This window comes from Rhodococcus sp. WY5, from assembly GCF_018588185.1.
Lineage (GTDB): Bacteria > Actinomycetota > Actinomycetes > Mycobacteriales > Mycobacteriaceae > Rhodococcus_F > Rhodococcus_F qingshengii.
On record NZ_JAAMPR010000001.1, the window covers coordinates 4,263,901 to 4,290,281 of the forward strand.

A 26,381-nucleotide genomic window follows, 5' to 3' on the forward strand; every position below is an offset into this window, starting at 1 on the left:
CGGGTGGGTCCGGACGAGGGGAAAACGTTGAAACTGCGAACCACACGCGTGTTTACCGGATCGATGCTGACTGCCGCTGCACTGACTGCCGCACTGCTCTCCGGGGGGACTGCACAGGCCGATCCCGCATATCCGGCACCGGACCCGGACCCGTTCTATTCGCAAGCAGCGGCCGAGGGGACCGCCGGCACGCCGATCTCCGTGCGCCGGGCCCCTGACCTGATGACCTTTCCCGGCGTCGCGATCTGGCAGGTCAGTTACAGGTCCACGAACTCCGAGAACAAGCCTATTGCCGCGGTCAGCACGATCCTGGTCCCGCCGAATCAAGCACAAGACGGTCCGTTGCTCTCGTATCAGCACATCGTCAATGCACTCGGTACGGGATGTGCGCCATCTCGCGCGCTTTACGCATCGGATCCCAACATCGTCATCCGTGAAGCGCCCATCCTCAACGTCGCGCTGCAACGTGGATGGACTATTGCCCTTCCCGACCATCTCGGACCCAACAGTGCGTACGGCGCCGCGCGCCTGGGCGGACAGATCACGCTCGACGGTATCCGCGCCGTTCAGAAAGTCCCCGAATTGCGTAGTGGCGCCAGCCCTGTCGGTATTGCCGGCTACTCCGGCGGCGGCATGGCCACCGCGTGGGCGGCCGCACTGGCCCCGAGCTACGCACCCGAGGTCAACCTTGTCGGTGTAGCCGAGGGCGGCGTCCCGATGAATCTGTCCAAGATGGCAAACGGCCTCGGACAGGATCCGCACCCGGCATTCGGCCTCGCCTTCGCCGCAGCCATGGGCCTCGAACGCGAGTATCCCGACCTACTGCCGCTGAGCAACCAACTCAACGACCTCGGACGGTCGATGCGGGCCGAACTCACCAACGCGTGCACCAACGACATCCTCAGGGTCGGTGCCGGGCGCAGTGCCTCTCAGGTGTCGACGTCGACATCCTTGCTGTCCAGCCCTGAAGTGCGAAAGGTGATGGACGACAACAGCGTCGAACTCTATCCCGGTGTGCCGACTGCCCCGGTGTTCGAATGGCACACGCCCGACGACGTTCTGATCCCCATCGATTCGGTGGTCAACACGATTTCGCGGTACTGCGCCGCCGGAGCCACGATTCAATCCCAACTGTTCCCCAGCCCGGACCACCTCACCACTGCGGTCCTCGGTCTGCCCACCGCATTCGAGTACCTACAGGACCGATTCGACGGAGTGCCGGCCCCGCGTTCGTGCTGAATGTCTCCGGAGTGACGTATCGAGCAGGCGCGGCACATGGCCAACTCGGTGTGCCCGTGGCATCGTTGATCGTATGAGCGACACGGATGACACCGGCGCGGCCGGCAATGGCGATTACAGTCTCGATCCCGACGACCAGCTTCAACCTGAAGACACTCTGATCGATCGAGGCGTCGACGACATTCTCGACGAGGGAATCTCACCACCGGAACGCCCACTGGGACTTGATGCCCACGGGTTGACCGGCAGCGAGGAATCAGCGGGGGAGACCCTCGACGAGCGCCTGGCCGAAGAAGAACCCGATCCGTACGCGTCGCTCGGAGATCCTTTGAAGGATCCCGCCGATGCCGACGAATTCGAACGGGAAGAAGAATTCCCGAACGGTGACGAAGTGGGTAACCGTCGGGTCGGGCGTCTCGTTGCCGAAGACGAGGGCAGATACGAGGACGAGGAAAGTGAACTCATTGCCGGAGACGTCGGAATCGACGGCGGCGCAGCGTCGGCAGAGGAAGCCGCGATGCATCTGATCGACGATTCAGAGGACTGAACGACCGCCTGACTGTTGTGGCTGTTGTAGCAGTTGATCGGTGAGAACGATGGAGTGGACGTGATTTCCACCCATTCTCTTGCTTTCGTACATCGCCGAATCGGCGAGGCGATGTAGATCGTGAACGCCACTTTCTGCTGCTTGTACGTCCGGCCAGGCGCCGTTGTGGATGGCTATGCCGATGCTGGTCGTCGAGATTGGTTCGCCTGTAGGGGAGTTCATGATGGGCGCGATCCGGGCCAGTAGATCGCCGACGTACGGCAACGGCATCATCTGAACGACGACGAACTCGTCACCGCCGATGCGCGCTATCGCCGCGTCCGATCTGGCCCAGTCGTGTAGTCGATAGGCCGTGCGCAGTATGACTCGGTCGCCGACGTCGTGACCGTAGGTGTCGTTGAAGTGTTTGAAATTGTCGATGTCGATCACTACCACCAGCAAAGACTGGTCGAGGCTGGATTTCGCTTGCAGTAGTTCGGAAGTCCGCCGTGCGAGTCCGCGCCGATTCAGCAGGTCCGTCAACGGATCGAGTTCTGAGCTTTGAGCGTCGTTGCTCAGGAGCGCCAGAGCAATCTGCGTGACCACCGGTATGACAGTGATGACAGGAATGGCAAAGGCAATGCGCCCCAGGACGTCTGGAAGGCCAGAAGGTACATCGGTGAACACGCCGATGCTGGCAACAACGATGACCGCCCCGGAAAACAGCAGGTGCCACAGCTGAGTTCGAAGATTGTGAAAGAAGGCTATGTACGAGCCGACGAGCCCGAAGACGAGACATCCGAGCAATCTCTGATCCGGATTCGCCTCAGCCAGCACGATCACCGCAACGGCGAACTCCCCGGCAACGACGAAGAAATACGACCTTTCACGGGTGGTCGCTACGACAGGCAGGGCAATTCCGGCGATCATCACAAGCACTGCGACGACGACGTCCAACGGAAATCCGATGGTCTGTACCGAATGAGTGCCCAGTCGCTTCAGCAGAATCGTGATACCCAGGAGGAAAACCAATACGCCGATGCCTATCCGAGTCGGCATCAGAATTCCGTTGTCGCGCAAGAATCGCGTGAATCGGTCAAACTGGTCTGGCACTGCGAGCCAGCGATGCACGACCTTGGGTGTGTCGCTCATCGCGGCCACTGACCATGAGAAGCGGCCGGTCGAATACAACACATGCGGCGATAGTAGTCCGTGGCGATGACAAGGGAACTGAACTCGCCTCCAGCCTGTCGACCATAATACGTCACAGTGACGAATTGAGGTGGGGTAGCCGGAAGTCGGTGAGACGTGTTTATCGGCATCAATCCACATCAGAGCACTTATTGGTCGTTCCTGACGTCCAGGTCGCGCGGCGTAGCCGCAGTCGCCGGCGAGGCCAGGCGGTGATCGGTACCAATTCAGCCGGCGATCGCGGAGTCGCAATGGTCGAGTCGTGCAAGCCGGTCGCAGATCTAGGACGGAAACGCAGGAAAGCCGGCAAATGTACCGGCAGACAGACATAGGTGGGCGGAAACAAGGAAGGTTGCACGAACCAGGCGTGAGCCGGATATCGCCAGGTCGAGAATTTGCCGATAATCTACATTATGTCAAGTAATGGATATTCGAACGTCCCCCGTCAGCTTGTCCGCTAGCTTTACCCACATGGATTCCGTTGCACTCGTCCTCGGTTCACCACGTGGCCGTCGCTTCTGTGCGAACGTCGGTTACGCATGCCAGCAGAAATGTCCGAACTCGAGATTCTGCACTGTCTTGCGTATGCCGTAGATTGCGCACGCTACTGGGAGCCGCCGGACGAAGAAGACCTGATCTTCGTCCGGCCGGATGTCGCAGCGGCGCTGCGACCGGTTGCCGAAGCACTACTCGACTCCCCACACACTGCCTGGTGGACCGAGCCGATCGACCGTCTGAACCAGAATCTGGTTGAAAAGCGAAACCCTATTTACGGCTGGTCGGACCTACCCTTGCGGATTTACCGTGCAGAGGACGGCCTCGAACAGTGGCGTGCTGAGGCACTCGACAACGAACGTCAGTTTCTGGAATACCAGATCGAAGATCCGGACCGTCACATCGGAGGCGAATGGTGGTCTATCCCGTTTGCCAACGGTACAACCGAAACAACCAGGGCCCGCGACGGTATCGGGGCGCTCGGGGTGTTTCTCGAAGAAGACAGCTCCTCGAACGAGGCGCGGGTGCAGCCGGTAAGGATCTACGGCGCGCCCCGGATCTACGAGATCACCGGTCCGCAGGACTGGGCGAATCTGGTCGATACCTATCCCCTGCCAGTGCCCGCTTCACGTCGCTCCGTGTGGTAAGACACGACCGGTGAATACCGTGACTGGTTCATTCCGGACTGGGTTTCGGTCGCTGCAGATTACGACGCCGTGCACCTGACCATGATGGCTTATCTGACCACGCCAGGCATCGCGATCCCGTTGTCGGCCAACGCGGGGGCCACCGTGCTCGCCGGGTGGGATCCGGACGCCACCTTCTGGCTACGTAGCAACAACATCACCGTTGACGACGACCCGACGGGCTGACGTTCGGCTACACCGAGTTGAGCAGGTGCGGCCGCACTGCCAGCCACCGCGCGGTGTCCTCGATCCCCTGTTCCAGGGTGAATGTCGGAACCCACCCGAGTAGTCGCAACGCACGATCGTTCGACGCATAAGCGCCGGCAGTGTCACCGGTGCGTCGGCCGGCAGCGACCACGTCGATATCTTCGCCGAGCACGTTCTCGAATGTGTGTACCAGCTCCCACACCGTCGTCCCCCGCCCGCTGCCCAGATTGACCACAGTCATGCGTGATGAATCAGCGGTGACCCGGTCGAACCTTTCGAGTGCTCGAACATGAGCGTCTGCAAGGTCCCAGACATGAACGTAATCACGCACTCCGGATCCGTCGCGCGTCGGCCAATCCGTTCCCGTAACCCTGAAAGGCGTTCCTGTCGAATATGATTCGAACAGCTTTCCGAGTGCGTGGGTCGGGCGTGCCGATGGTGTACCACTTCGTAGCTCCGGATCTGCCCCGACCGGATTGAAGTAGCGTAGAGATATCGCCGATAATTCAGTGGCCGCCGCAATGTCGTCGAGCATCGTTTCGAACTGAGCCTTGCTGTGCGCATAGGGACTCTGCGGTGCGATCCCCCAACGTTCGTCGACACACCCACCGTCGCTCGGCGCATACACCGCCGCAGAGGAACTGAACAAGAAGCGCTCACACCCGTTCCGAAGGACACTCGATACCAGCGTCAGCGACTTGGATACGTTGTTCTCGTAGTACCGCGCCGGGCTACTCACGGAATCTCCGACCACGATCAAGGCCGCACAGTGAACTGTCGCATCGATATCGGAATGATCTGCGAATACCTTGTCGAGCAGTTTCTCGTCCGCGATGTCGCCGCAGTAGAACGGGAATCTGTGCGCAAATTCGGCGCGGCCGGTCAGCAGGTTGTCGAGAATCACGACATCGATCCCGGCGTCGACGCACTTCGACGCGACGGTGCTTCCGATGAATCCCGCTCCGCCCGTGATCAGTACTTTCACGCCGCTCCCCCGGCATCTTCGACGGCAGTCCTGGCACGACGGACGAAGTGGGACACGCGTGAGCGGGCCAAGTCCCATCCACGTAGGTCGCGCCCGTCCCGGATGGATAGCCGATCACGGTCGAGAAAGAGCGGCACCATGACCAGATCGCAGTAAAGCGAGTGCAGACGTGGGCGATCCGCCAACCACAGCGTCCATCGCCACCACCAACGCGCCGAGACGGTCGTCATTCCGGTGCTGACGCCGAAGATCGATTCCACCGCCGCCCAGTGGACGTTCACCGCCCGACGGACATCGCGTGGCAACTGGCGTCTGGAGAGCGTCACAGCGAGTTCCGGTTCGGAAGTGAGCAGGTACCCCACGTCGAAGACACTGTTCAACGACAAATCGGCTCGAATCAAGGCCCGATCGGCAAGCCGCGCGTGAGCGATGACGTGCAGCGTCACGTCGGCCATCGCAAGGCGGGATCCTTCCGCCTCCGAGCTGATTCCTCGGACCGCGGCCTCCCGGGTCAGCGCGTGACGGGCGAACCTCGGAAGTAAGTGCGAATGGATTTCGACGGAGCCATGACGGTCGTCGCGAAGGAGTGCCGGTTCCTGGTGATCGTCGTGATCGATGGAGTCGGAGTCCACTTCGTCGGGGCGGACCATTCGGTAGCCGAAATCGAGGATCGCGTCGTTGGCCGGAACGGCATGTGCAGGGTCGACGACCAAAAGGTCGATGTCCGTCATCCGTCGAGCTGCCGGGTTCGGCCAGATTCTTCGCTCGAGAAGGGCGGCACCCTTCAGTGCAACCGTCGGAAATCCGTTGCTGTGTAACAGCTCTTGCAGTTCCACTCGTTGCGCGTCGAGGTCCGAGATCCTTATGGTGTTTCGGTGATGGACAAGGCTCAGCGTCAATTCCGGACTCGATGCGGTGGCCGAGGATTCCGACAGCATTTCCGCGAAGCTCGCAGGTAGGACCGATGCGAAGCCGGCCTCGACCGCTCGGGAGGCGAGCAGCGGCAATACCTTGTGCCTTACAGCGGCGTCGATGACTCTGGGCCAATCCTGCTGCGAACACAAGCGGATGACGTCGGCCCCACACTCGGGTTTCAACATGGAAATCAGGTACCGGGTGTCACGCATGACGCCACCAGTTCCTCCACCGTGTCGGCGCCGGTATCGCCGTGATGTCGAATCAGTCTGTAGCACGGGGCATTCGAGAGTAGAGCAGCGATGTTTCTCAGGGTCAATCCGTGATTGTCGGACCACAGTGCGGATTGCCCGGCCAGCGACTGTATCGCTTGGGATACGGGCATCGGAGCGAGTCGAGTCGGCCCCTCGTCCCATCCATCGAGGATCAGCACCAGGTCGATTCCGCGAACCGCCGAGCTGACGTTTCGTTCAGCAGGCAAGGTCGACGGGTCCAACGCCCACATCGGCGGGGCGTACGGAAGATACAGCGAATCGTGCGCTTTGATCTCCGGGAGGACGTCGAACGTACCGGCTTTGAGGTGAACCCGCCGCGGTAAGCCCACAGCTTCGGTACCACGAATGAAGACGCCTTCGTCAGCACGCAGTTGTGCACCCCGCATGGCAAGGGCGAGCGCCAAGGTGGTCTTGCCCGCCCCTGAATGCCCGGCGATCGCCACTCTCACACCGTTGCAGTCGACCAGAGCGGCGTGCAGGCGTGTCCACTGTCGGGCGTGCGCGGCCGTCATGACATCCCGGTGCACCGTGCGGTACACGCTCTCCGCGAGCTGGAGACCGTCCAGACCGATCAGCGTTTCATGGCTGCCGCCGATGGTCGATTCGATGGTGACGTCCCAGCGACCGAATGTCGCTCGATTCCGCTGAATCCGAACTTCGACGTTGTTGTCCGCAGGCCACGGGCTGGCAATCCGATGCTCGACGACACCGACCTCGGGTATGCGGAAACCGCGCACAATCGCGTCAACCCAAAGGTAATGCGCCCGGAATTGTGGTACGTGGTTGCCTGTCACGGAATTCTCACACCAGCAGACGAGAGGTGCTCAGCGGTCCGTACGTCTCGTTGACTACCGACTTCGCCTCGTCGTCAGGGATCTCGAGCACTTCTGCCACGGCCTGGACAATTTCGCTGACGGTCCGGCCGTCACACAGTTCCCACACCAACGTCGCGACCGGGTTGAGGTGATGGGCAACCTCGCTGGAGCTGTCGTACAGCACAACACCGTCGGTGAGATCGTTGCTTTCCACCGTCTGAGAGCGTTGCGGTCTCACACCTTCGAGTAGTTCGGTCAAGATATCTCCTTGATTCAGCGAATCCGATTTCGTTTCGGTGGTGGTCTCACAGTGCGAAGCGTCGTGAGTATTCGGATTCGATTGCGCCCGAACGAATCAGGCTGCGTGTGGAGGCGATGCCGGGCGACAGCGTCAGGCACGTGAGCGCTCCCCCGGCACTCGCATCCACCAGGTAGTCGCCCAGAGTTCGGTAGTGACCCGCCCATTGTCCGAATGCTTCGGGATCTGACTCCGGATCCGCAATCTCGTCGAGAATTCGCTCGAAGGCGCGCGAATGTACGAGAACGGCGTGGACTCCACGGTTCTCAGGACTGGTGCGCAAGAGTGCCGAACCGTCGAGCAGAGCTCCGTCCCTCGATTTCGGGTCGTGTCCGAGGTGGACGACATCCCAATCGCCGTGATCCAACTCTTCGCGGGCATGGCCAAGGATCGATGCGGCGGCATCCAGCAAACTGACGTCATCAGCAGCGATGAGGACCGAATCCCAGCCCTTCTCAGTCGCCCGAGCGAGCGCACGACGCCACGAGACGGCAAAGGCCGCGTCCTGATTCATCGCGTCCTCGAAAGCCGACACTCTTTCCACCGCTGTTACGCGCGGTAAGCGAATGAATCTATGCCAGGACGCTTTCCATCTGTCGATGTCGAGATCGAGATTCACGACGGCAACACCGAGGTCCGACTCAGAATCCTCGACAACGGGGTTGGGTTCTCCCCCTACTCGGACAGGCGACAGTGGGCGATCGAGCACAACGTCGACTGCGCCTCGCTCGAGCAGATAAGCCGCCAGTGAGAAGTCGGACGGCACGGGTCCGTTGATCCTTCGTGAGAGTTCGTCTCGCAAAGTTCCGTAGGTCGCCGCGTGAACAATCAGTGCAGCTCCGACCAGATCTTCGCCGTGTGCGTGGATGACAGCCGTATCGGCCTCGGCCGGGAGGTCGTCGACGATGTTCCGTAGCTTGTACATAACGGCGGGTTCGATCACGCGCGCCTCGTCCAGAAAAACCACCGACTTCCAGCCCAGCAGAATTGCCTTGTCGAGTCCGGCGACGAACGCAGAGGCCGTCCTCCACCCATCCGGACCGTCGTCCTCCGCCGGAATGGCACGGTGAACGGTCAGTTCGATCGACTCGGCCTCCGCCAGGCATGAACGCCACGGAGCGACTCGGCGGTCGTCGCCGAGAACGATCACTCCACCAAAGACCAACTCGGGTCGCTGGACGCTCAGCTCGGCACGGCGACGAATCTCGGGATACGAATCACCGAGGTACCTGGAGAACTGACGATGGAGTGAGTCGAGATCCCATCCGACCTCACTCCAACCGAGCAGGTAATTGTGAACACGATCTTCCCAGTTTATTCGATACGGGACGCCGGCCGGGCGCTCGAATCGATGGTGCCAACCAAATGTCGGAAGGCAGACGACCTTTCCGCCGTTGATCCGGAACTTCTCGTGGATGTATCCCTCTTCACCGCCGAATCCGGTGAAGTGCGAGTTCAATCCCGGCCATGCCTCACGCCTGCAGGCAAATGAGCCGAGGCCCTGCATGACGATCTCGAAAGGCACGTCCGGGTGTTGCTTCGCTCGCGGATCAACTCCCCACGAGCCGAACATCCCGTTGCGCCACTTGGGGTCCATGTGGGTGGCCGCGATGTGCGAGGAATCCTGGGAGAGCATCGGTCCCTGGATCAGATCGTCGGTTTCCGGGTCCGCATCGAAATACGCCAGCAACGCCGACAACGATCCCGGTGCCAAGATCACGTGAGAGTCGAGGACAAGGACATACTTTCCGGTGGCCTTGCGGAACAGGACGTCCCGCACCGCAGTCGATCGAACGTCGGTGAACGGGATGTAGCGGAACCGATCGATGTAACCGGCAAACGATTCGAGCATCGGCGCCGGCAACCCCTCGGGGTTGTTGTCCAACAAGACGAATTCGACTCTGTCCAGAACCTCGCGATGATGGACCAAGATCGAGTGGATCGTGAAGTACGCGCCGTCGAAATCGTCGTAGGTCGCGATCGCGACAGTTAGATCGGCCGGTTCTCCGTGTGGCGGAGTCTCCTTCACCTGAACCGACCCCGCGCTCTGAAACTTCTTCAGAGCGCGGTGTAGCGCGACGTCGAACTCTGTCATCGTCGGTGTTCCCCCTCGGAACCAGTCGCGTCGTGTCGGCTACGTAGGTTCCGTGGGATTTGTCGGCTGGGTCGGAGGGGTCGGGAAGGTCGGCTCGGTGCGAGTGGTCGGCACCGTCGGTACGGTTGGCACAGTCGGGACGGTCGGCTCCGTCGGCGCTGTCGGCCCGGTGGGCTTGGCGGTCGTCGTTCCACCCGAACCTGACGAGCTACCGGTTGATCCGGAACCTGTGGAACTTCCGGACGGTCCCGAACTCCCGGAACTACCCGAACTTCCTGACGATCCCGAACTTCCCGATGATCCGGGATTGCCCGGCTCGTTTCCGCCCGGCTGATTCCCTCCCGGAGTATTACCACCGGGCTGATTCCCGCCTGGTTGCTCGCCGCCTGGTTGATTCGGATTCTGCTGGCCACGACTTGGCGCTCCGGAAAGATTCGGCGTGTCACCGGCTGCGAAGGCCGGCGCCGCACCACCGAGGCTGATCGACGTCACGACTGGCACAGTTACCGCCGAGGCCGCTAGAACTGTCTTGACGAACTTGCGTCGATCAACTGGAACATTCTGAAAAGCGTCGCCGCCCATAGCGTTTCTCCCATGCGTCCGAGACGAGGTCGTCCTCACTCGATGTCGGGCAAAACGCTAGCATCCTTCTGGCAACTTTACAGACTGAACGCGCCGATATTTGACGGTTATGCGAATTTGAGTCCGGACTGGGCCGACTGTTCGGACAAACGTACGGCGATCTCCTCCTGTTCAGGGGACTCGTTTGTCCCGGTCGACAACCGTCAACCGACCGGCATCTCCCACGGCGCCACCGGAAGAGTGCTTCCGGTTTCGAGGTAGGACTTCAGGTTCGACAACACCGCCGACCATCCACCGGCCACCTCCATGCGAGCCGATTCGTCCGCCAAATCGGTGTGCTTGACGGTCAGTCGCACGATCGCGCCGAAGGCTTCGATGTCGAAACTCACCCGAGAGATGTCGACGCCCGGTTCGCCGTTCGGATCAGCCCAGGTGGTGACCAACCTCGACGGAGGGTTGCTCTCGACTACGGTGCCGACTACATCGGCAATGTTCGAACCGTCGATCCGGCGGTGCTCCCACGTCGATCCCGGCTGCCAGTCGGAGACGTTGCTGTGTCCCCAATACTCTGCGGTGGCCTGTGCGTCGGTGAGCGCTTTCCAGACGTTGTCCGCCGTGCTCGCAATGTAGGTGACGTACACAAAACTGGGCTTGTCGGTCATGGCTTCCTCCGCGATTTTTTTGACGGTACTGAGCGCACGAAGGCGCGGTACCTCGAACTTGTTGATCCACCGCTCTCGAATCTCCTCGAGCGCAACGGGATTGAGATAGTGAAGCTTCGCCCTCCCCTGTCGGACCGTGCTGATCAGATTGGCGTCCTCGAGCATGGTGAGGTGTTGAGTGACAGCTTGCCGACTCATGTCGAGGCTGTCGCACAGCTCGCCGAGCGACTGACCGTTGGCTACGAACAAGCGGTCCAGGAGAAGCCTTCGTGTGGGATCGGCCAGTGCTTTGAAGGCTGCATTCATCCGGTCGTTCACAACTTCACAATATGCAAGCATTTACTTGCATGTCAACGGTTGGGCGTGCCGGGTTTCGAAAGTTGGGACAGATGAGGTGTGATGTCTCTAGGCAGATGTGATCTGAATCCCGGATTACACCGTAAGAGAGGTTGGGCACATGGACTGGGCAGCAATTGGAGTGGGTGTCGGGTATGCCTCGGTGGCCCTGTCGATCCTGGTTTTCGTCGGCGGGTGCATCGCACTGTTCATCTTGTCCGTCCGCCAGTAGCTGACACCTCGACAAAGTGGTGATCACCCCGGGGTCCGGCCAAGCCGATCACCTCGGGAGTGATCACCCTCGAGGCCGCTTGATCGATTCGGACACACCGGCGCGCGTCGAACTGCTCGCAGAGAAGCTCGGCCGCGGTGGGACTACCGTAGGACTGTCGCCTAGAACTCGAGGAGTACGGAATGAGCATCCAGTCGGTTGAACCGCACCGCCACCGCGTAGTGGTGATCGGTTCCGGCTTCGGAGGATTGTTCGGCACTCAGGCTCTCAAAAAAGCCGATGCCGACATCACGATGATCGCGCGTACAACCCACCATCTGTTTCAGCCGCTCCTCTATCAGGTTGCGACCGGCATCCTCTCGGTCGGTGACATCGCTCCCGCCACGAGACTGGTGCTGCGCAAGCAGAAGAACGCACAGGTACTGCTCGGTGAGGTCGAGACCATTGATCTCGAGAATCAGACCGTGACCTCGCGCCTGCTCGAACGCGTCACTGTTACGCCGTTCGACAGTCTGATCGTGGCAGCCGGTGCCGGTCAGTCGTACTTCGGCAACGACCAGTTCGCGGAGTTCGCCCCCGGAATGAAAACGATCGACGACGCCCTCGAACTGCGCGGACGAATCCTCGGGGCCTTCGAACAGGCCGAACTGTCGGACGATCCCGCCGAGCGTGCGCGCTTGCTCACCTTCGTCGTTGTCGGCGCCGGCCCCACCGGCGTGGAGTTGGCCGGGCAGATCGCCGAGCTTTCCCGTCGAACGCTGGACGGCGCGTTCCGCAAGATCGATCCTCGTGAAGCGCGCGTCGTGCTCCTCGACGGCGCCCCTGCCGTGTTGCCCGTGTACGGCGGGAAGCTCAGCCGCAAGGCTGCCGAGACGCTCGAGAAGCTCGGCGTCGAGATCCAGCTCGACGCGATGGTCACCGACGTGGACAACGACGGTCTGATCATCAAGGAGAAGGACGGCACGCTTCGCCGTATCGAGTCGCAGTGCAAGGTGTGGTCCGCCGGCGTGCAGGCCAGCCCCCTCGGCAAGCAGCTCGCAGAACAGAGCGGCGGAGAAACCGACCGCGCCGGCCGCGTCATGGTCAATCCCGACTTGTCTCTGCCCGGGCACCCCAACGTCTTTGTCATCGGCGACATGATGTCGCTCGACAAGCTTCCCGGTTTGGCTCAGGTTGCCATGCAGGGTGGCAAGTACGCGGCCAAGCAGATCAAAGCGTCACTGGACGGCAAGTCCCCGTCGGAACGAGTTCCGTTCAAGTACTTCGACAAGGGAAGTATGGCAACGATCTCGCGCTTCAGCGCGGTAGCCAAGGTGGGCAAGCTCGAGATCAGCGGCTTCATCGGGTGGGTTGCCTGGCTGGCAATTCACCTCCTCTACCTCGTCGGATTCCGTTCCCGTGCCTCGACGCTGTTGTCGTGGGCGGTGACGTTCTTCGGGCGTGGCCGTGCTCAGATGGCGTCCACCGAGCAGCAGGTCTTCGCGCGAAACGCGATGGGCGAATTGGAGAAGAAAAACAAGGAAGCGACGGAGTCCGGCAGCGCTTCGAATGGCGAAGCCAAGAAGGCTGCCGGCAAGCAGCAGAAGGCCGCCGGCTGATCAACACCTGAGTGACCGGCGGAGGGCGGCTGTGGAGTTCAATTCCGCAGCCGCCCTCCGTCATTCGATCGACTGCCGCGTGGTCAGTTTCCGATCTTCGCCACCTCGGTGATGTTCGCGAGGCGAACCTGTCCCTTGGAAACGAGTCGGTCGTTCTCGTCGGTGATGCGAACTTCCCAGAGTTGCTGGGTGCGTCCGCGATGAATCGGGGTGGCTTCAGCGGTGAGAGTGCCCTCCCGCGTTGCGCGCAGGAAGTCGGTGTTGTTGTTGACTCCGACCACGTGTCCTCGCTCGCCCAGCCACACGGTGCCACCGACGCTGGCGAGAGACTCCACCACTGAGCAGTACACACCCCCGTGCTGTATCCCGGCGGGCTGGTGCAGCGTGGGCTTGACGGTCCATTGCGCCCGCACGCGATCTGGGCTCAGTTCGGTGTATTCCAGGCCGATGGTGGCGTCGAAGCCCGTTCCGAGCCGTTTCATCATCTCTGCGGTCTCAGCAGTGTCGACCATGCCATCTCCATCTGTGATTCTCTGGCGCCGGTGTGGCTGCCACTCCCTACCTGATTACACGAGAGGTAACTCGAGCTTGGAATCAGGTCTGGAAAAAGAACCGGCGGGTTTCACATCATTCGATGTGAAACCCGCCGTGGGAAGGACCGGGAGTCTCTGCAGCCCTCAGGACTCCGGCGCGGTCCGGCAGTTTCGTCACTCTCGCGGGGTGTAGCTCTCCGCGCGGTGTTCCACAATCATAGGCAAGGCTGACCTAATTTAGCAAGCCCTTCGTCGAACTGGTTCCAACGAGGACGTAGCGAGACCTTGCGGCGTGCACGCACGGGCAGTCCGGCGGCGACAAAAGCGTCCAGCAGCCCCTGCCCGCGGCGCTGAGCGGCTGATTCGCCCCCGCCGGCCAAGATGGGGACATATGCCGCTGCGCCCAGGATCGACTCCCCTACCAAGCCCCAGAATCTGAACTGGTCGACGGGCGCACACCTGGAGACGGCGTCGTAGATCGCCCGTAGCGAGGTCAGGCAACGGTGCGCGGTCCAGACGAGGAGCGCTTCTTCGCACGGCATGTCGACGACGCCGTCACTGCCGGACTCCCGTCCGTTCGGCGCAACTCGCAGAGTTTCGTCGATCACCCCGGCCCAGTCGATACCGCCGTCGCTGTCCATGTGGATGAACAGGTTCTCGAGGCCTGGATCCCAAGCGGCACCTTCGGAGACGATCGATGCGGCAACCCTGCCGACCACAGCGTGAATCAGTGATGTTGCGACCTGTATCGCCGCAGCTTCGGCACTGTCGAGATCCTGGAGCGAGCGGGCGAACATCTGATGCACCCGATCCCCGCACAAGCCTTCACTCAACTGCCACCAACGCCGTTTGCCTTCACCTGACATGGCGGCAACCGCGTAGACGCGCGGGTAGTCAGGGTTGAGTGCTCGTAGGCGAACGCTGGTGCGGCTCAATGCGTTCGACCGGAGTTCGAATTCACGAACATCCGCATGCTGGGTGGTCAAGGTGATTGTCACCGTGCACTCCAATCGGCCGAAGTTGTCTTGTGGTTCTTAATGTAGGTTAGCCTCACCATAATTCAAGAGTAAAGAACTGTGACGCTGGGCACCGCATATTCACAGGAACTTGCCCCGCAGGGAGCACACCCACATAGGGTTCCGTAACCTAAGATGCGAATTCCCTGCGCACAAAGACCAGGAGCTCGAACCGCCAGTGACGATGATCAAACCGCTCGGGAACGGACATCCCCGAGGACCCAGCGAGACGTACGGACGGCGCATAGTGCCGCGCGGCCCGGCTCCTGTCCGAATGCGTGTTCTAGCTGGGATTTTCGACGCGGGGGTGTTCCTGCTTCCGTTGCTCGTCGGCTGGTACGTCGTTCAGTCGCTCCGAGACGAGAACGGTGGCGGCGAAGCCGACCGCGCAGTATTCGGTGGGACGGCAATAGCCATTGCCGTTGGTCTCCTCGTGTGGAACCTGGGATTCCGCGAAGGTGCCACAGGCCGGACCTCGGGAAAGGGATGGGTAGGTCTGGTCACGCGTGACGCGAAGACAAAGCAGCCCATCGGTGTTCGCCGAGCTCTGCGCAGGCCGTTCGATCGAACCAGTATCGAGGTGGTCCGTGAAAGCACGGCGCGCGAAGAAGGGTTCGAGGAACTCGCGCGCGACAACAGCGTCGGGGCAACTCGTCGACGCCGGCTGATCGGTCTCGCGGTGCTCACGGTTCTTCTCGCGCTCGTCATGCTCGCGAGCATCGCGGTGGGCGCACGTCCGCTGACGTTTGCCGAGATCTTCCACGCCATCTTCAGTTCGGACGGCACCCAGACGGACATCATCGTGCGAACGTTGCGCGCTCCGCGGACCATCCTGGGTCTTGTCGTCGGCATCGCACTCGGTATCGCCGGCGCCCTGATTCAGGGACACACCCGTAACCCGTTGGCAGATGCCGGATTACTCGGCCTCAACGCCGGCGCGGCTTTCTTCGTAGTCATGGCGATCTATCTCTTCGGTTTCACCGCCCCGAGTCAGTACCTCTGGTTCGCGTTTGCAGGATCGTTCGTCGCCAGCATCGTCGTCTTCGGCTTGTCCTCCATCGGAAACGGCGGCGCAAGTCCTCTGAGTCTGGCTCTGGCGGGCGCGGCCGTCGCGTTCTTCCTGCAAGCCATGACCAACGCCGTGATAATCCTCGACCAGACGAGCCTGGACGCCTACCGTTTCTGGGTAGTCGGGTCGGTGTCCGGTCGCGGGTTCGACGTTCTCTGGCAGGTCCTCCCCTTCCTGATACTCGGTTTGGTCATCGCCCTGGCGAGTACGCCTGGTCTCAATGTCCTCAGCCTGGGTGAAGACGTCGCAAAAGCGTTGGGAACGAACATCGCGTTCAGTCGCACACTCGGCATCATCGCGATCACCCTGCTGACCGGCGCCGCGACCGCAGCGTGTGGACCTATCGCGTTCATCGGATTGGTGGTCCCCCACGTGGCCCGGGCCATCACCGGACCCGACTACCGCTGGCTGGTCCCGTACGCGGGCTTGCTCGGCGCGGTCATGTTGATCACCGCGGACATCATCGGCCGCGTAGTCGTGCGTCCCGGCGAGTTGCAGGTCGGAATCATCCTGGCCCTGTTCGGCGCCCCGTTCTTCATCGCTCTCGTACGCCGCAGGAAGTTGGCAAGTCTGTGACGCTCAAGCAAGAACTCCGGGTACTCCCCCGGACCGTCCCCTCACGTAAGTCGATTCGTATCGGTGGATTCTCGCTGGTCTACCGTCCACTCGCGGTGTCGGTGTGCATTGCGCTCGCGGTCGCACTCTTCCTTCTGCTCTGCATCAACATCGGACGCGGCGACTATCCGATCTCGATCCCCGATGTCATTTCCGTCCTGCTCGGTAATGGAAGCAAGACACAGAACCTGATCGTCTTCGATCTCCGACTTCCTCGATCGCTCACCGCACTCTTCATCGGCATGGCACTCGGTATTGCCGGTGCGGTCACCCAGACGATCGCTCGCAACGCCCTCGCCAGCCCCGACATCCTCGGAATCACGGCCGGATCGAGTGCTGCCGCGGTTGCTCTCATCGTGCTCGGTGGTGGCGGGTCGTTCGTGGGACTGCTTGCCACACTGGGGATTCCGTTGGCTGCACTGTGTGGCGGTCTGCTGACAGCAGTGGTGATCTACGCCTTGGCGTGGCGCAAGGGCGTCGAGGGATTCCGCCTCATCCTGATCGGTATCGGCATCAACGCCATGCTCGTGGCAGCGACGGGATGGCTTCTCATCTCGGCGGACATCAACGATGCTTCCCGCGCACAGGTGTGGCTCAACGGTTCGCTCAACGGTGCCACCTGGAATCAGATGTGGCCGGTAGCCATCGCTGTCGCGGTAGTCGGCGGCTACGCGGTGATCGCTTCGTTCACCATGGGAGCGCTGCGGTTGGGCGACGACAACGCCACCTCTCTCGGTGTTCGCTTGCAATCATCGCAGGCCAAACTGTTGCTCTCCGCCGTGGCGCTGGCCGCCATCGCAACCGCCGCAGCAGGTCCGGTCGGCTTTGTCGCCCTGGCTGCGCCACAGGTCGCCATGCGTCTGGTGCGCTCTGCCGGCCCGCCCATCGTGGCGTCCGCGCTGACCGGTGCTGTACTGGTGGTCGGCAGCGACGTCATCGCTCGAACAATTCTGCCTGTGGAACTCCCCGTCGGAATCGTGACTTCCGCACTTGGTGGTCCGTTCCTGCTCTACCTGTTGGTTCGTAACAATCGGAAGGTCACAGCATGACCACCATCGCCCAGTCCACCGATACTCCTTCGCGTCTCGTCGCCAAGAACCTGACGCTCGGATACGGGGACCGCATCATCGTCGACGGACTCGATCTCGAGATCCCTACCGGCGTGATCACGACGGTCATCGGCCCCAACGGTTGCGGCAAGTCGACGCTCCTGCGTGCGCTCGGTCGTCTGCTCAAGCCCAAGGGCGGATCGGTTGTCCTGGACGGCAAGGCGATCAGTTCGATGAAGACCAAGGAAGTCGCACGGGTGCTCGGAATGCTCCCCCAGACTCCGGTTGCGCCCGAAGGACTCACGGTCGCCGATCTGGTCTCACGTGGGCGCCACCCGCACCAGTCGTGGATCAGGCAGTGGTCCGCGGACGACGAGGGCGAGGTCGCCGAAGCGCTGGAGCTGACCGGTGTCTCGGATCTCGCCGATCGACCCGTCGATCAATTGTCCGGCGGTCAGCGCCAGCGAGCCTGGATCTCGATGGCTCTCGCCCAGGGAACCGACATTCTGCTTCTCGACGAACCGACTACCTATCTGGACCTCGCGCACTCGATGGAAGTCCTCGACCTGGTGGATCAACTCCACGAGGAAATGGGGCGCACCGTGGTGATGGTTCTGCACGACCTCAATCTCGCGGTCAGATACAGCGATCATCTGATCGTGATGCGCGACGGCGCCGTCGTCGCTTCTGGTGTCCCCAAGGACATCATTTCCGCGGAACTTCTGCTCGAGGTGTTCGGTCTCGAAGCTGCGGTCATCGACGATCCCGTCTCGGATCGGCCGCTGATCGTTCCGATCGGAACCCGGCACGTGTTCGGCGCCGTCGGCGGGCCGGCAAAGCCTGCGTGACGATCGCGAATCAGCGACCCAGAATCGTCCGAACAAGTTTGAATCCTTGACCGATCGTCACGGTCGGCAGGTACGCCCGTCCGACCGCGTTCCCGATGCTCGGCAACGCGGCTGGATCGGCGAAAGTCATGTGCATCGGCACGTACCGAGGCTGGAACTTCGATTTGAAGGCCAACAGCGAACGAAATCCGTACACCGGTTCCAGGGTGCGACCGAGTAGGTCGAGCACGCTGTCCATCATCGCCGAGAAAGTCGTGGCCTCCGGTTCGTTCGCATTCCTCTCGGAGTCACCGGCGATTGTTGCCAACGGTGCACCGGACAGACTGAGGAACTCGACGCCCTCCTCCTCCAATTTCAGTGCAGCGGAGGCGATGAGGAACTCCATCGCGGGACGGAATCCTTCGGAGCGTCGCCTCATGAAGTCGAGTGTCCACCCGACGACTTTGCCGTCGCGGTACACCGGTAGCCACGACGTGACACCGTGCACGGTGCGATCCTCGTCGACGGCGATCAGGCACCGCACTTGTTCGTCGTCGACCTCGTCGAGTCCGCCGAGGGTGAATCCCATCTCGGGCATCCCCTTGTCCGCCACCCATTCCTCCGAGATCGCAACTATCTGATCCTTGATCGCGAGAGGTGCATGAGGGAAGGAAATCCACTCGGCCGTGATCCCGGACTTCTTCGCCCGGTTCAGTGCTGTTCGCACATCCTGGAACCGCTTTCCTGTGAACGCGACCTGTCCGAGGTCGAGCACGGTTTCCTCGGCGACCTGCAGGCCGCTCCAGCCCATGGAATCAGTGATGCTTCGGGCGTCGTCGGTCACTGAATAGAAGCAGGGAATCCAACCGTTCGACGACGCGAACTCGGCAAACTCCTCGATCGCCGTGCGCATGCGATCTGGAGGACCGACCGGATCACCGGTTGTGAGAGCAACACCGGCGATGACGCGATACGCGACGTAACTCGAACCGTCCGCGCTGAACCAGTATGTGTTTCCCTTCCACGTCGTCATCCAGGACAACGGGCTGCCGGTACCGGCGATCAACATGGATCGTGCTCGTTCGGCGGCTTTGGGATCGGCGGTCTTGACCGGCTTGAGGAAACTCACGAACACCAACACGGCGGCGACGCCCCAGAACACGACGCCGGTCCACTCGAAGAGCAACGTCGACTCGATGTCCACGGGAAGCAGACGCGGATCGATCAACTGCAGGTACACGGGCGGTACAAGGCGCTGAGGGAAGTCCGCGAGCAACATCGTTACGGTTGGCTCGCGATCGAACCCGTGCCTGGCGAGCATTCCGCCGCCGACGTAGATCACGGCGAGGACCGCGAGCAAGGTCACGATCGCAGCACCGAGACGTCGGTATGTCTTGGCCGGGGCCGCGACGTCGAAGTATCGACGTGTCGCGATCAGCAGGATCAGTACGAAGAGCGGTGTCAGGAACGGCACCAGAGTTCGGTACACGTTCGGATCGCTGATTCCGTAGAACAAGCTGTCACTGTCGACGGCGTCGACGAACCTGATGACGAAGTTCCCGATCGAGAGGACGAGTAGGACTACCTGAGCACACACTGTCGCAATCCAGGCGAATCTGCGGCCACGACGGAGCCCGTCACTCAACACGAGAACGAAGATCGACGGCATCAGCGAGAGCAGAGTCGGGCCGATACCGGAGAGTCTGAGCTCGAGGAGTCCTCGTCGGCAGTCCGGATCCGACGCCGACTCCTCGCACAGTTCTCGAACCTCGGCGACAGTCCAGGGAACTCCGCGGAAGAGGTCACGGAGGACCGCGAGTGGGCCGACCGCCTGCGGGGACAATGCGGCGATCATCGGGCCGATCGCACTCGCCGCGACGACGATGGCGACCAGGACGCGACCCTCTCGCTGTGTCCCGGCGATGCGCTCACCGCGCGCCGATCGTCCGACGATCCACTGACCGATCACCAAACCCACCACAGCGGCAAAGAATCGGATGACGTCTTGCAGCTGACCACTGAACAAGGCCAAAGTGATCGTCAACGCCAAAGTTCCGACGCGAATGCGACGGCGCCACAGGGTGCCCATGTTCGAGCTGGCGGCCATCGCAGCGCCGACGATCCATGCACTGGCTCCGACCGCGGAGCCCACGTGGAGGCGGAATCCCCAACTGGAATCGAACACCTTCGCAAACGACGCCCAGCCGAGCCCGAGCAGGACTCCCAAGATTTGAGTGCTTGCGCCGGCGATCGCAAGCTTGATCGTTCCCATTCGGCGTTCGAGGGGTGCGGCGACTGCGATCAGGAGCACGGTCGCGCCGAGGTACCCGAGCAGGTTTCCTGCCCACAGCACGGACGTGAGCGGAGTCCAGATGCGGCCGTGCTGGATCGAGCCCATTCCGGCACCGATCGTGTGCTCGAGATCGCGGGACGGTCCGTGAACGAGGCTGCCGGTTGCGGCACCCACGATCCACATGGTGAGAAGTAGAACGACCGTCAATGGTGCGTCGCGAATGCCGAAACGGATGATGCCGGCAGCTTTCTGCGTGACTGCCCGCGCCCGTGATGTCGATTCTTCGGTGCCCGGCGAACTGTCGATCGTCATCTACGTGCGGCTACTTTCTGCGGATCGACTGTTGGCTTGCAATTATCGGGCATCGTCATTGTCGGGAATTCCGTCGTCTCACACCACCGTAACCGTCACGCAGATCACTATGGCCAATACCACACCCCCACCGAGGTGGTTACTACTACCAGTAGTACGTATTTCGTCGTGGAAGTCCGTAGAATCGAAGAATGGCAGGTCTAGGTGAACTCGAACGCGCGGTGATGGATCATTTGTGGTCCACATCGGAACCGCAAACTGTGCGACAGGTGCATGAAGCACTCGCGACGCATCGAGAATTGGCGTACACGACGGTAATGACCGTTCTGCAGCGCCTGGCGAAGAAGCATCTGGTGATTCAGCAGCGTGACGATCGCGCACATCGCTATCTTCCCGTCAACAAACGCGAAGAACTGGTCGCGAGTCTGATGGTCGACGCGCTGGCCCAGGCTCCGGAGTCCGGCGGTCGCGCCGCGGCGCTCGTCCACTTCGTGGGACAGGTCAATGCTGACGAAGCCGATGCTCTCCGCGAGGCGCTCGCTGCCCTCGAGGTGCGCGAGTCCGCGAAAAAGGCTGCGCAGCCCGGAATTTCTAGGCCGAACTGATTTCGTCGTGCATGATGTGTAGGACATGAACGCCACTACTGCACTGGTTTTCGGACTGCTTGCCTTGTTGCTGGCCGGTCCGGTTCCCGCACTCCTGAGCCGCTCCACGTGGCCTTACCGCGCTCCACGCGCGGCGTTGGTTCTGTGGCAAGCCGTCGCAATTGCTGCGGTGCTGTCGGCATTCAGCTCGGGCCTGGCCATTGCCAGCCAGCTGCTCGTTCCCGGCACTGACGGTAGGCCGACGACGGCCCCGACCGCCGAAATCGATGCACTCGGGCTCCCGCTGTGGATTCTGTACGTGGTTGTTTTTGCCCTGACGCTTCTGATCGGCGCGAAGCTGATCTTCTCGATCATCCAGGTCGCTGTGAGAACCCGACGTCGCCGTGCACGTCACCGCGTGTTGGTGGACCTTCTCGACGACTGCGCCATGCCCGCGTCGGTGGAACGCACACCCGATCTGCGGGTACTGGACGTCGACGAACCGATCGCATACTGCCTGCCAGGTCTGCGTCAACGCGTGGTTCTCAGTCAAGGCACTCTGCAGAACCTCGATCATGCCGAGGTCAAAGCCATCCTGACGCACGAGCGTTCCCACCTGCGAGCTCGTCACGATCTGGTCCTCGAGGCTTTCACTGCCGTCAACCACGCGTTCCCCCGTTTCGTTCGTAGCAAGTCGGCCCTGGGATCGGTGCAGCTACTGGTGGAGTTGCTCGCCGACGATTCAGCCGTGCGGGCTACCGGTCCCACTCCCCTCGCGCGGGCGCTTGTCGCGTGTGCCGGATCGACGGCACCCCGCGGGGCAATGGCAGCGGGCGGGCCGTCGACGCTCATCCGAGTGCAACGCCTCTCGGCCGACGACGCAGATCCCCGCATCGCAGTTTTTGCGTATCTCGGGGCGGTCGCGATTCTCGTTGTTCCCACGGTTGCGGTGGCTGTGCCCTGGCTCACCGAACTTCGACTGCTTTTCAACGCATACTGAGTCTTGACCTGCGTAACCCCGTGTAGTAGTGCAGGTCACAGGCGGGGCTACCTGACTTCGGTGTCCCCGGTGGCGTAGAGTGGATCACGGCCACCATCGTGGTCCGTCAACATATAACGGCACACAGCCCAATTCCCCGCAGTATGCGTTCGGATTGCCAGGTGACATGTGCCCTGGCTCGTCCCTTTGCGAACTGTGTCGTGTATTTCAGCATGGCTTCTTCCGCTCCGCGACGTGCCCGTAGTCCGGAGAGGTTTCCGCGTGACCAACGCTGTCCAAATGTCGTCTTCCGAGAACATCGAAGACCCCACCGTCAACACCCCCGCTGCCGAAGAAGCAGTCGCCACCGAGCCGGGTATCACCTTCGCCGAGATCGGCCTGCCCGAGCAGCTTGTTGCCGCATTGGCGCGCAACTCCATCACCGTCCCGTCCCCCATCCAGGCGCAGTCCATCCCGGACGCGCTCGCCGGAACCAACGTTCTCGGCCGCGCACAGACCGGATCGGGCAAGACCCTCGCCTTCGGCCTGCCGATGCTGACCCGCCTCTCACGCCACGAAGATCGCCCGGCCGCCAAGCGTCCCCGCGCACTCGTGCTCGTCCCCACCCGTGAGCTTGCTTTCCAGGTGGTCGACTCCCTCAACTCCTACGCCGGCGCACTCGGACTCACGGTTCGCCCCGCTGTCGGTGGAACGCCGTTCGCCAAGCAGGTCGATCAGCTTCGCCGCGGCGTAGACGTCCTCGTCGCAACGCCGGGTCGTCTCGGCGACCACCTGCGTCAGGGCACCTGCATCCTCGACTCGGTGGAAATCACCGCACTCGACGAAGCCGATCAGATGGCGGACATGGGCTTCCTGCCCGAGGTTCGCTCGATCCTCGGTGAGACCCCCGCAGACGGACAGCGTCTGCTGTTCTCGGCAACCCTCGACCGTGAGGTCCAGTCGCTGGTTCGTCAGTTCCTGGCCAACCACGTCACCCACTCCACCGAAGACGGCCGCGCAAGCGTCGACACGATGGAGCACTACGTCCTCCTCGTCGATCGTGGACAGAAGGATTCAGTCCTCGCCGAGATCGGTGCCCGCGACGGACGCACCATCATGTTCGCCCGCACCAAGCTCGGTTGCGAGGGAATCACCGACCGCCTCCGCGCAGTCGGCATCGCTGCCGAGTCGCTTCACGGCGGCAAGGCACAGAACCAGCGCACCCGCGTCCTCGAGCGTTTCAAGAACGGCCGCACCCCGGTCCTCGTCGCAACGGACGTCGCAGCACGCGGCATCCACGTCGACGGCATCGACCTCGTCGTTCACGTCGATCCCCCGGCCGACCACAAGGACTACCTGCACCGCGCTGGTCGTACCGCTCGCGCCGGCGAGAAGGGCACCGTTGTCGCCATCGTGCTGCCCAACCAGAAGCGTCAGTTCAAGCGTCTGACCGGTATGGCCGGCGTCAATGCCGCAGCCGTTGCCGTCACCCCGGGTTCTGCTGAACTTGCTCGCATCACCGGCGCCAAGAAGCCGACCGGAGAACCGTTGCGCGAGAGCTCTTCTCGTGGCGAGCGTTCCTTCGGTGATCGTGGTGGAAGCCGTGGCGGCTACCAGGGCAACCGCTCGTCCGGTGGATACCAGGGCAACCGCGACGGCGAGAGCCGCGGCGGATACCAGGGTGATCGCTCGAGTGGTGGTTACCAGGGCAACCGCGACAGCCGCCCCTCGACCGGATACCAAGGAAACCGCTCTTCGGGTGGCTACCAGGGCAACCGCGACGGCGAGAGCCGCGGCGGATACCAGGGCAACCGCTCTTCCGGTGGATACCAGGGTGATCGCTCCAGCGGTGGTTACCAGGGCAACCGTGACAGCCGTCCGTCCTACGGAGACCGCGACAGCCGCCCCTCGACCGGCTACCAAGGAAACCGCTCTTCGGGTGGTTACCAGGGCAACCGTGACGGCGAGAGCCGCGGCGGATACCAGGGCAACCGCTCTTCCGGTGGATACCAGGGTGATCGCTCCAGCGGTGGTTACCAGGGCAACCGTGACAGCCGTCCGTCCTACGGAGACCGCGACAGCCGCCCCTCGACCGGCTACCAGGGCAACCGCTCCTCCGGCGGATACCAGGGAAACCGCGAAGGCGGCGACAACCGTGCAGCCTCGACCAGCGGTGGCGGCTTCCGCAGCCGCACCGACCGTCGTAGCTATGACGGATTCGACGGCCCGAAGCGCGATCAGCGGTAATACCTGCGCTGAGCTGCGGCTCGACAACTGAACACTGAGAACCTTCCGGCTGTGCCGGAAGCTGTATCGAGACGGATGCAGGTCACTGCAATTAAAGTGATCTGCATCCGTGTTTTGTATGCACGGTCTGATGTTCACGCGCGTCGCGGCCGCACCGTTTTCGGCTGCGCACAGCGCAGGATTTCACAGCCGCGGACCGAGAGGGAAAGCTGTAAGCATGTCAACCACTAGCACCGAATCACCCCGAGCTCAGATCGGCGTCACCGGCCTGGCCGTCATGGGTTCGAATATTGCCCGCAATTTCGCCCGCCACGGTCACACCGTTGCCCTGCACAACCGCAGCATCGCGAAGACCGATGCCCTGATCGCCGAGCATGGTTCCGAGGGCGATTTCGTGCGCACCGAGACCGTCGAGGAGTTTGTTGCCGCACTTCAGAAGCCGCGACGCGTCCTGATCATGGTCAAGGCCGGCGCCCCGACCGATGCTGTCATCGAAGAGCTCGCAAACGCCATGGAGCCCGGCGACATCATCATCGACGGTGGCAACTCGCTCTACACCGACACGATCCGTCGTGAAGCGGCGATCCGCGCCCGCGGACTGCACTTCGTCGGCGCCGGTATCTCCGGTGGCGAAGAAGGCGCACTCAACGGTCCGTCGATCATGCCGGGCGGCCCGAAGGAGTCCTACGAGGCTCTCGGCCCGCTTCTCGAGTCCATCTCCGCTCACGTCGACGGCACCCCGTGCTGCACCCACATCGGCCCCGACGGCAGCGGTCACTTCGTCAAGATGGTGCACAACGGCATCGAGTACGCCGACATGCAGCTCATCGGCGAGGCGTACAACCTCTTCCGCGACGCTCTGGGCTACGACGCCGGTCAGGTTGCCGACGTCTTCACCGAGTGGAACAAGGGCACCCTCGAGTCCTACCTGATCGAGATCACCGCCGAGGTGCTCCGCCAGGTCGACGCCGAGACGGGCAAGCCGTTGGTCGACGTCATCGTCGACGCTGCCGAGCAGAAGGGCACGGGCCGCTGGACGGTCAAGTCCGCTCTGGATCTGGGCGTGCCGGTCACCGGTATCGCCGAAGCCGTGTTTGCTCGCGCACTGTCCGGTAGCCGCAATCAGCGCGCTGCAGCTCAGGCGCAGGGTCTGGCTGCCGGCTCTCTCGGCGACAAGCCTGCTGACGCCGAGCAGTTTGCCGCCGACATCCAGGCCGCGCTGTACGCGTCGAAGATCGTGGCGTACGCGCAGGGCTTCGATCAGATCGCTGCCGGCAGCGCCGAGTACGACTGGAACCTCAAGCCTGCCGACCTGGCGACGATCTGGCGCGGTGGCTGCATCATCCGTGCGCAGTTCCTCAACCGCATCAAGGACGCGTTCGACGCCGATCCGAGCCTGCCGAGCTTGATTCTGGCGCCGTACTTCCGCGAGGCCATCGAGGCAGGCATCGACAGCTGGCGCCGCGTGGTCGCCACCGCGACGATGCTCGGCATTCCGGTACCTGCGTTCGCGTCCTCGCTGTCGTACTACGACGGTCTCCGCGCGGAGCGTCTGCCGGCCGCCCTGACTCAGGGTCAGCGCGACTTCTTCGGCGCGCACACCTACGAGCGCATCGACAAGCCGGGCAAGTTCCACACACTGTGGAGCGGTGACCGCAGCGAAATCGAGGCCTGATTCACAGCGGGTATCGGTAGATGCGGTCATCTGCGTCTACCGATA

Annotated in this window: 23 protein-coding genes; 13 read left to right on the forward strand and 10 right to left on the reverse strand. The window is 62.2% G+C overall.

The features are described 5' to 3' along the window. The first annotated feature begins 63 nt into the window (after positions 1-63). Both G4D79_RS19665 and G4D79_RS19670 read left to right on the forward strand, forming a co-directional pair. On the forward strand, positions 64-1,239 hold the full coding sequence (locus G4D79_RS19665) for a lipase family protein (RefSeq protein WP_054827626.1): 1,176 nt from the start codon (positions 64-66) through the stop codon (positions 1,237-1,239). A gap of 73 nt (positions 1,240-1,312) precedes the next feature. Next, a complete protein-coding gene (locus G4D79_RS19670; RefSeq protein ID WP_003945009.1) occupies positions 1,313-1,786 on the forward strand; it encodes a DUF5709 domain-containing protein in 474 nt (157 codons plus the stop codon). On the opposite strand, the gene G4D79_RS19675 is transcribed toward G4D79_RS19670, so the two are convergent. Then, positions 1,775-2,824: a diguanylate cyclase gene (locus G4D79_RS19675; protein ID WP_235867795.1), complete on the reverse strand. Its 1,050-nt coding sequence runs from the start codon at positions 2,822-2,824 to the stop codon at positions 1,775-1,777. The genes G4D79_RS19670 and G4D79_RS19675 overlap by 12 nt on opposite strands. 671 nt (positions 2,825-3,495) lie before the next feature. Here G4D79_RS19675 and G4D79_RS19680 point away from each other — a divergent pair. After that, positions 3,496-4,098 carry a hypothetical protein gene (locus G4D79_RS19680; RefSeq protein ID WP_250887550.1) on the forward strand — a complete coding sequence of 201 codons (603 nt, stop codon included), beginning with the start codon at positions 3,496-3,498 and terminating at the stop codon, positions 4,096-4,098. Between the two features lie 69 nt (positions 4,099-4,167). Next, positions 4,168-4,323, forward strand: a complete 156-nt coding sequence (locus G4D79_RS34625) for a hypothetical protein (RefSeq protein ID WP_250887551.1) — start codon at positions 4,168-4,170, stop codon at positions 4,321-4,323. 7 nt (positions 4,324-4,330) lie between these two features. On the opposite strand, the gene galE is transcribed toward G4D79_RS34625, so the two are convergent. Genes galE through G4D79_RS19705 form a run of 5 tightly spaced genes read right to left on the reverse strand, consistent with a single transcriptional unit; the run spans position 4,331 to position 9,727 of the window. Then, positions 4,331-5,329, reverse strand: coding sequence for a UDP-glucose 4-epimerase GalE (gene galE, locus G4D79_RS19685; protein WP_149357695.1), 999 nt, complete (start codon positions 5,327-5,329; stop codon positions 4,331-4,333). After that, positions 5,326-6,456 (reverse strand): nucleotidyltransferase family protein, encoded by a 1,131-nt coding sequence (locus G4D79_RS19690; RefSeq protein WP_214514286.1) that lies wholly within the window; start codon positions 6,454-6,456, stop codon positions 5,326-5,328. Before G4D79_RS19690 ends, galE begins: the two co-directional genes overlap by 4 nt. Further along, a complete protein-coding gene (locus G4D79_RS19695; RefSeq protein ID WP_250887552.1) occupies positions 6,435-7,313 on the reverse strand; it encodes a hypothetical protein in 879 nt (292 codons plus the stop codon). The genes G4D79_RS19690 and G4D79_RS19695 overlap by 22 nt, the downstream gene beginning before the upstream one ends. Positions 7,314-7,320: 7 nt before the next feature. Then, positions 7,321-7,593 carry a PqqD family protein gene (locus G4D79_RS19700; protein ID WP_081557876.1) on the reverse strand — a complete coding sequence of 91 codons (273 nt, stop codon included), beginning with the start codon at positions 7,591-7,593 and terminating at the stop codon, positions 7,321-7,323. 46 nt (positions 7,594-7,639) lie between these two features. Continuing rightward, positions 7,640-9,727, reverse strand: a complete 2,088-nt coding sequence (locus tag G4D79_RS19705) for a glycosyltransferase (protein WP_214514287.1) — start codon at positions 9,725-9,727, stop codon at positions 7,640-7,642. A 52-nt stretch (positions 9,728-9,779) separates the two neighbouring features. Between G4D79_RS19705 and G4D79_RS19710 the strand changes: the two genes are divergently transcribed. Beyond that, the gene (locus G4D79_RS19710; protein ID WP_042450929.1) at positions 9,780-10,061 is read left to right on the forward strand and encodes a hypothetical protein; all 282 of its coding nucleotides are present in this window, start codon (positions 9,780-9,782) and stop codon (positions 10,059-10,061) included. A 451-nt stretch (positions 10,062-10,512) separates the two neighbouring features. Here G4D79_RS19710 and G4D79_RS19715 read toward each other — a convergent pair whose 3' ends face one another. Then, complete coding sequence (locus G4D79_RS19715) at positions 10,513-11,310, reverse strand: metalloregulator ArsR/SmtB family transcription factor (RefSeq protein ID WP_080726673.1); 798 nt, start codon at positions 11,308-11,310, stop codon at positions 10,513-10,515. A 411-nt stretch (positions 11,311-11,721) separates the two neighbouring features. Here G4D79_RS19715 and G4D79_RS19720 point away from each other — a divergent pair, with 411 nt between their 5' ends. Next, the gene (locus tag G4D79_RS19720) at positions 11,722-13,137 is read left to right on the forward strand and encodes an NAD(P)/FAD-dependent oxidoreductase (protein WP_003944885.1); all 1,416 of its coding nucleotides are present in this window, start codon (positions 11,722-11,724) and stop codon (positions 13,135-13,137) included. An 83-nt stretch (positions 13,138-13,220) separates the two neighbouring features. Here G4D79_RS19720 and G4D79_RS19725 read toward each other — a convergent pair whose 3' ends face one another. After that, positions 13,221-13,649, reverse strand: a complete 429-nt coding sequence (locus G4D79_RS19725) for a PaaI family thioesterase (RefSeq protein ID WP_003945020.1) — start codon at positions 13,647-13,649, stop codon at positions 13,221-13,223. A gap of 236 nt (positions 13,650-13,885) precedes the next feature. Continuing rightward, positions 13,886-14,668 carry a hypothetical protein gene (locus tag G4D79_RS19730; protein WP_003944809.1) on the reverse strand — a complete coding sequence of 261 codons (783 nt, stop codon included), beginning with the start codon at positions 14,666-14,668 and terminating at the stop codon, positions 13,886-13,888. A gap of 202 nt (positions 14,669-14,870) precedes the next feature. Here G4D79_RS19730 and G4D79_RS19735 point away from each other — a divergent pair, with 202 nt between their 5' ends. Genes G4D79_RS19735 through G4D79_RS19745 form a run of 3 tightly spaced genes read left to right on the forward strand, consistent with a single transcriptional unit; the run spans position 14,871 to position 18,267 of the window. Continuing rightward, entirely contained in the window at positions 14,871-16,331 is a 1,461-nt protein-coding gene (locus G4D79_RS19735; RefSeq protein WP_214514628.1) for an iron ABC transporter permease, read from the forward strand. Continuing rightward, on the forward strand, positions 16,328-17,419 hold the full coding sequence (locus G4D79_RS19740; RefSeq protein WP_003944960.1) for an iron chelate uptake ABC transporter family permease subunit: 1,092 nt from the start codon (positions 16,328-16,330) through the stop codon (positions 17,417-17,419). Before G4D79_RS19735 ends, G4D79_RS19740 begins: the two co-directional genes overlap by 4 nt. Next, positions 17,416-18,267, forward strand: coding sequence for an ABC transporter ATP-binding protein (locus G4D79_RS19745; RefSeq protein WP_003945031.1), 852 nt, complete (start codon positions 17,416-17,418; stop codon positions 18,265-18,267). Before G4D79_RS19740 ends, G4D79_RS19745 begins: the two co-directional genes overlap by 4 nt. A 10-nt stretch (positions 18,268-18,277) precedes the next feature. Here G4D79_RS19745 and G4D79_RS19750 read toward each other — a convergent pair whose 3' ends face one another. After that, positions 18,278-20,851 (reverse strand): bifunctional lysylphosphatidylglycerol flippase/synthetase MprF, encoded by a 2,574-nt coding sequence (locus G4D79_RS19750; protein WP_214514288.1) that lies wholly within the window; start codon positions 20,849-20,851, stop codon positions 18,278-18,280. 191 nt (positions 20,852-21,042) lie between these two features. Between G4D79_RS19750 and G4D79_RS19755 the strand changes: the two genes are divergently transcribed. The 4 genes from G4D79_RS19755 to gndA all read left to right on the forward strand — a co-directional run bounded on the left by G4D79_RS19755 (position 21,043) and on the right by gndA (position 26,336). Further along, positions 21,043-21,456 (forward strand): BlaI/MecI/CopY family transcriptional regulator, encoded by a 414-nt coding sequence (locus G4D79_RS19755; protein ID WP_003944876.1) that lies wholly within the window; start codon positions 21,043-21,045, stop codon positions 21,454-21,456. A 25-nt stretch (positions 21,457-21,481) separates the two neighbouring features. Then, on the forward strand, positions 21,482-22,435 hold the full coding sequence (locus G4D79_RS19760) for a M56 family metallopeptidase (RefSeq protein ID WP_007730909.1): 954 nt from the start codon (positions 21,482-21,484) through the stop codon (positions 22,433-22,435). A 261-nt stretch (positions 22,436-22,696) separates the two neighbouring features. After that, positions 22,697-24,661: a DEAD/DEAH box helicase gene (locus tag G4D79_RS19765; protein WP_214514289.1), complete on the forward strand. Its 1,965-nt coding sequence runs from the start codon at positions 22,697-22,699 to the stop codon at positions 24,659-24,661. Between the two features lie 217 nt (positions 24,662-24,878). Beyond that, on the forward strand, positions 24,879-26,336 hold the full coding sequence (gene gndA / locus G4D79_RS19770; protein WP_007730904.1) for an NADP-dependent phosphogluconate dehydrogenase: 1,458 nt from the start codon (positions 24,879-24,881) through the stop codon (positions 26,334-26,336). Positions 26,337-26,381: the final 45 nt, after the last annotated feature.

Coding starts and splice junctions, on each gene's coding strand:
- gndA (WP_007730904.1), top strand. CDS start 24,879: ATGTCAACCACTAGCACCGAATCACCCCGAGCTCAGATCGGCGTCACC.
- G4D79_RS19715 (WP_080726673.1), bottom strand. CDS start 11,310: ATGCTTGCATATTGTGAAGTTGTGAACGACCGGATGAATGCAGCCTTC.
- G4D79_RS19680 (WP_250887550.1), top strand. CDS start 3,496: ATGCCAGCAGAAATGTCCGAACTCGAGATTCTGCACTGTCTTGCGTAT.
- G4D79_RS19760 (WP_007730909.1), top strand. CDS start 21,482: ATGAACGCCACTACTGCACTGGTTTTCGGACTGCTTGCCTTGTTGCTG.
- G4D79_RS19670 (WP_003945009.1), top strand. CDS start 1,313: ATGAGCGACACGGATGACACCGGCGCGGCCGGCAATGGCGATTACAGT.
- G4D79_RS19690 (WP_214514286.1), bottom strand. CDS start 6,456: ATGCGTGACACCCGGTACCTGATTTCCATGTTGAAACCCGAGTGTGGG.
- G4D79_RS19675 (WP_235867795.1), bottom strand. CDS start 2,824: ATGCCGACTCGGATAGGCATCGGCGTATTGGTTTTCCTCCTGGGTATC.
- G4D79_RS19725 (WP_003945020.1), bottom strand. CDS start 13,649: ATGGTCGACACTGCTGAGACCGCAGAGATGATGAAACGGCTCGGAACG.
- G4D79_RS19720 (WP_003944885.1), top strand. CDS start 11,722: ATGAGCATCCAGTCGGTTGAACCGCACCGCCACCGCGTAGTGGTGATC.
- G4D79_RS19735 (WP_214514628.1), top strand. CDS start 14,871: ATGATCAAACCGCTCGGGAACGGACATCCCCGAGGACCCAGCGAGACG.
- G4D79_RS19750 (WP_214514288.1), bottom strand. CDS start 20,851: ATGACGATCGACAGTTCGCCGGGCACCGAAGAATCGACATCACGGGCG.
- G4D79_RS19745 (WP_003945031.1), top strand. CDS start 17,416: ATGACCACCATCGCCCAGTCCACCGATACTCCTTCGCGTCTCGTCGCC.
- G4D79_RS19755 (WP_003944876.1), top strand. CDS start 21,043: ATGGCAGGTCTAGGTGAACTCGAACGCGCGGTGATGGATCATTTGTGG.
- G4D79_RS19705 (WP_214514287.1), bottom strand. CDS start 9,727: ATGACAGAGTTCGACGTCGCGCTACACCGCGCTCTGAAGAAGTTTCAG.
- G4D79_RS19665 (WP_054827626.1), top strand. CDS start 64: ATGCTGACTGCCGCTGCACTGACTGCCGCACTGCTCTCCGGGGGGACT.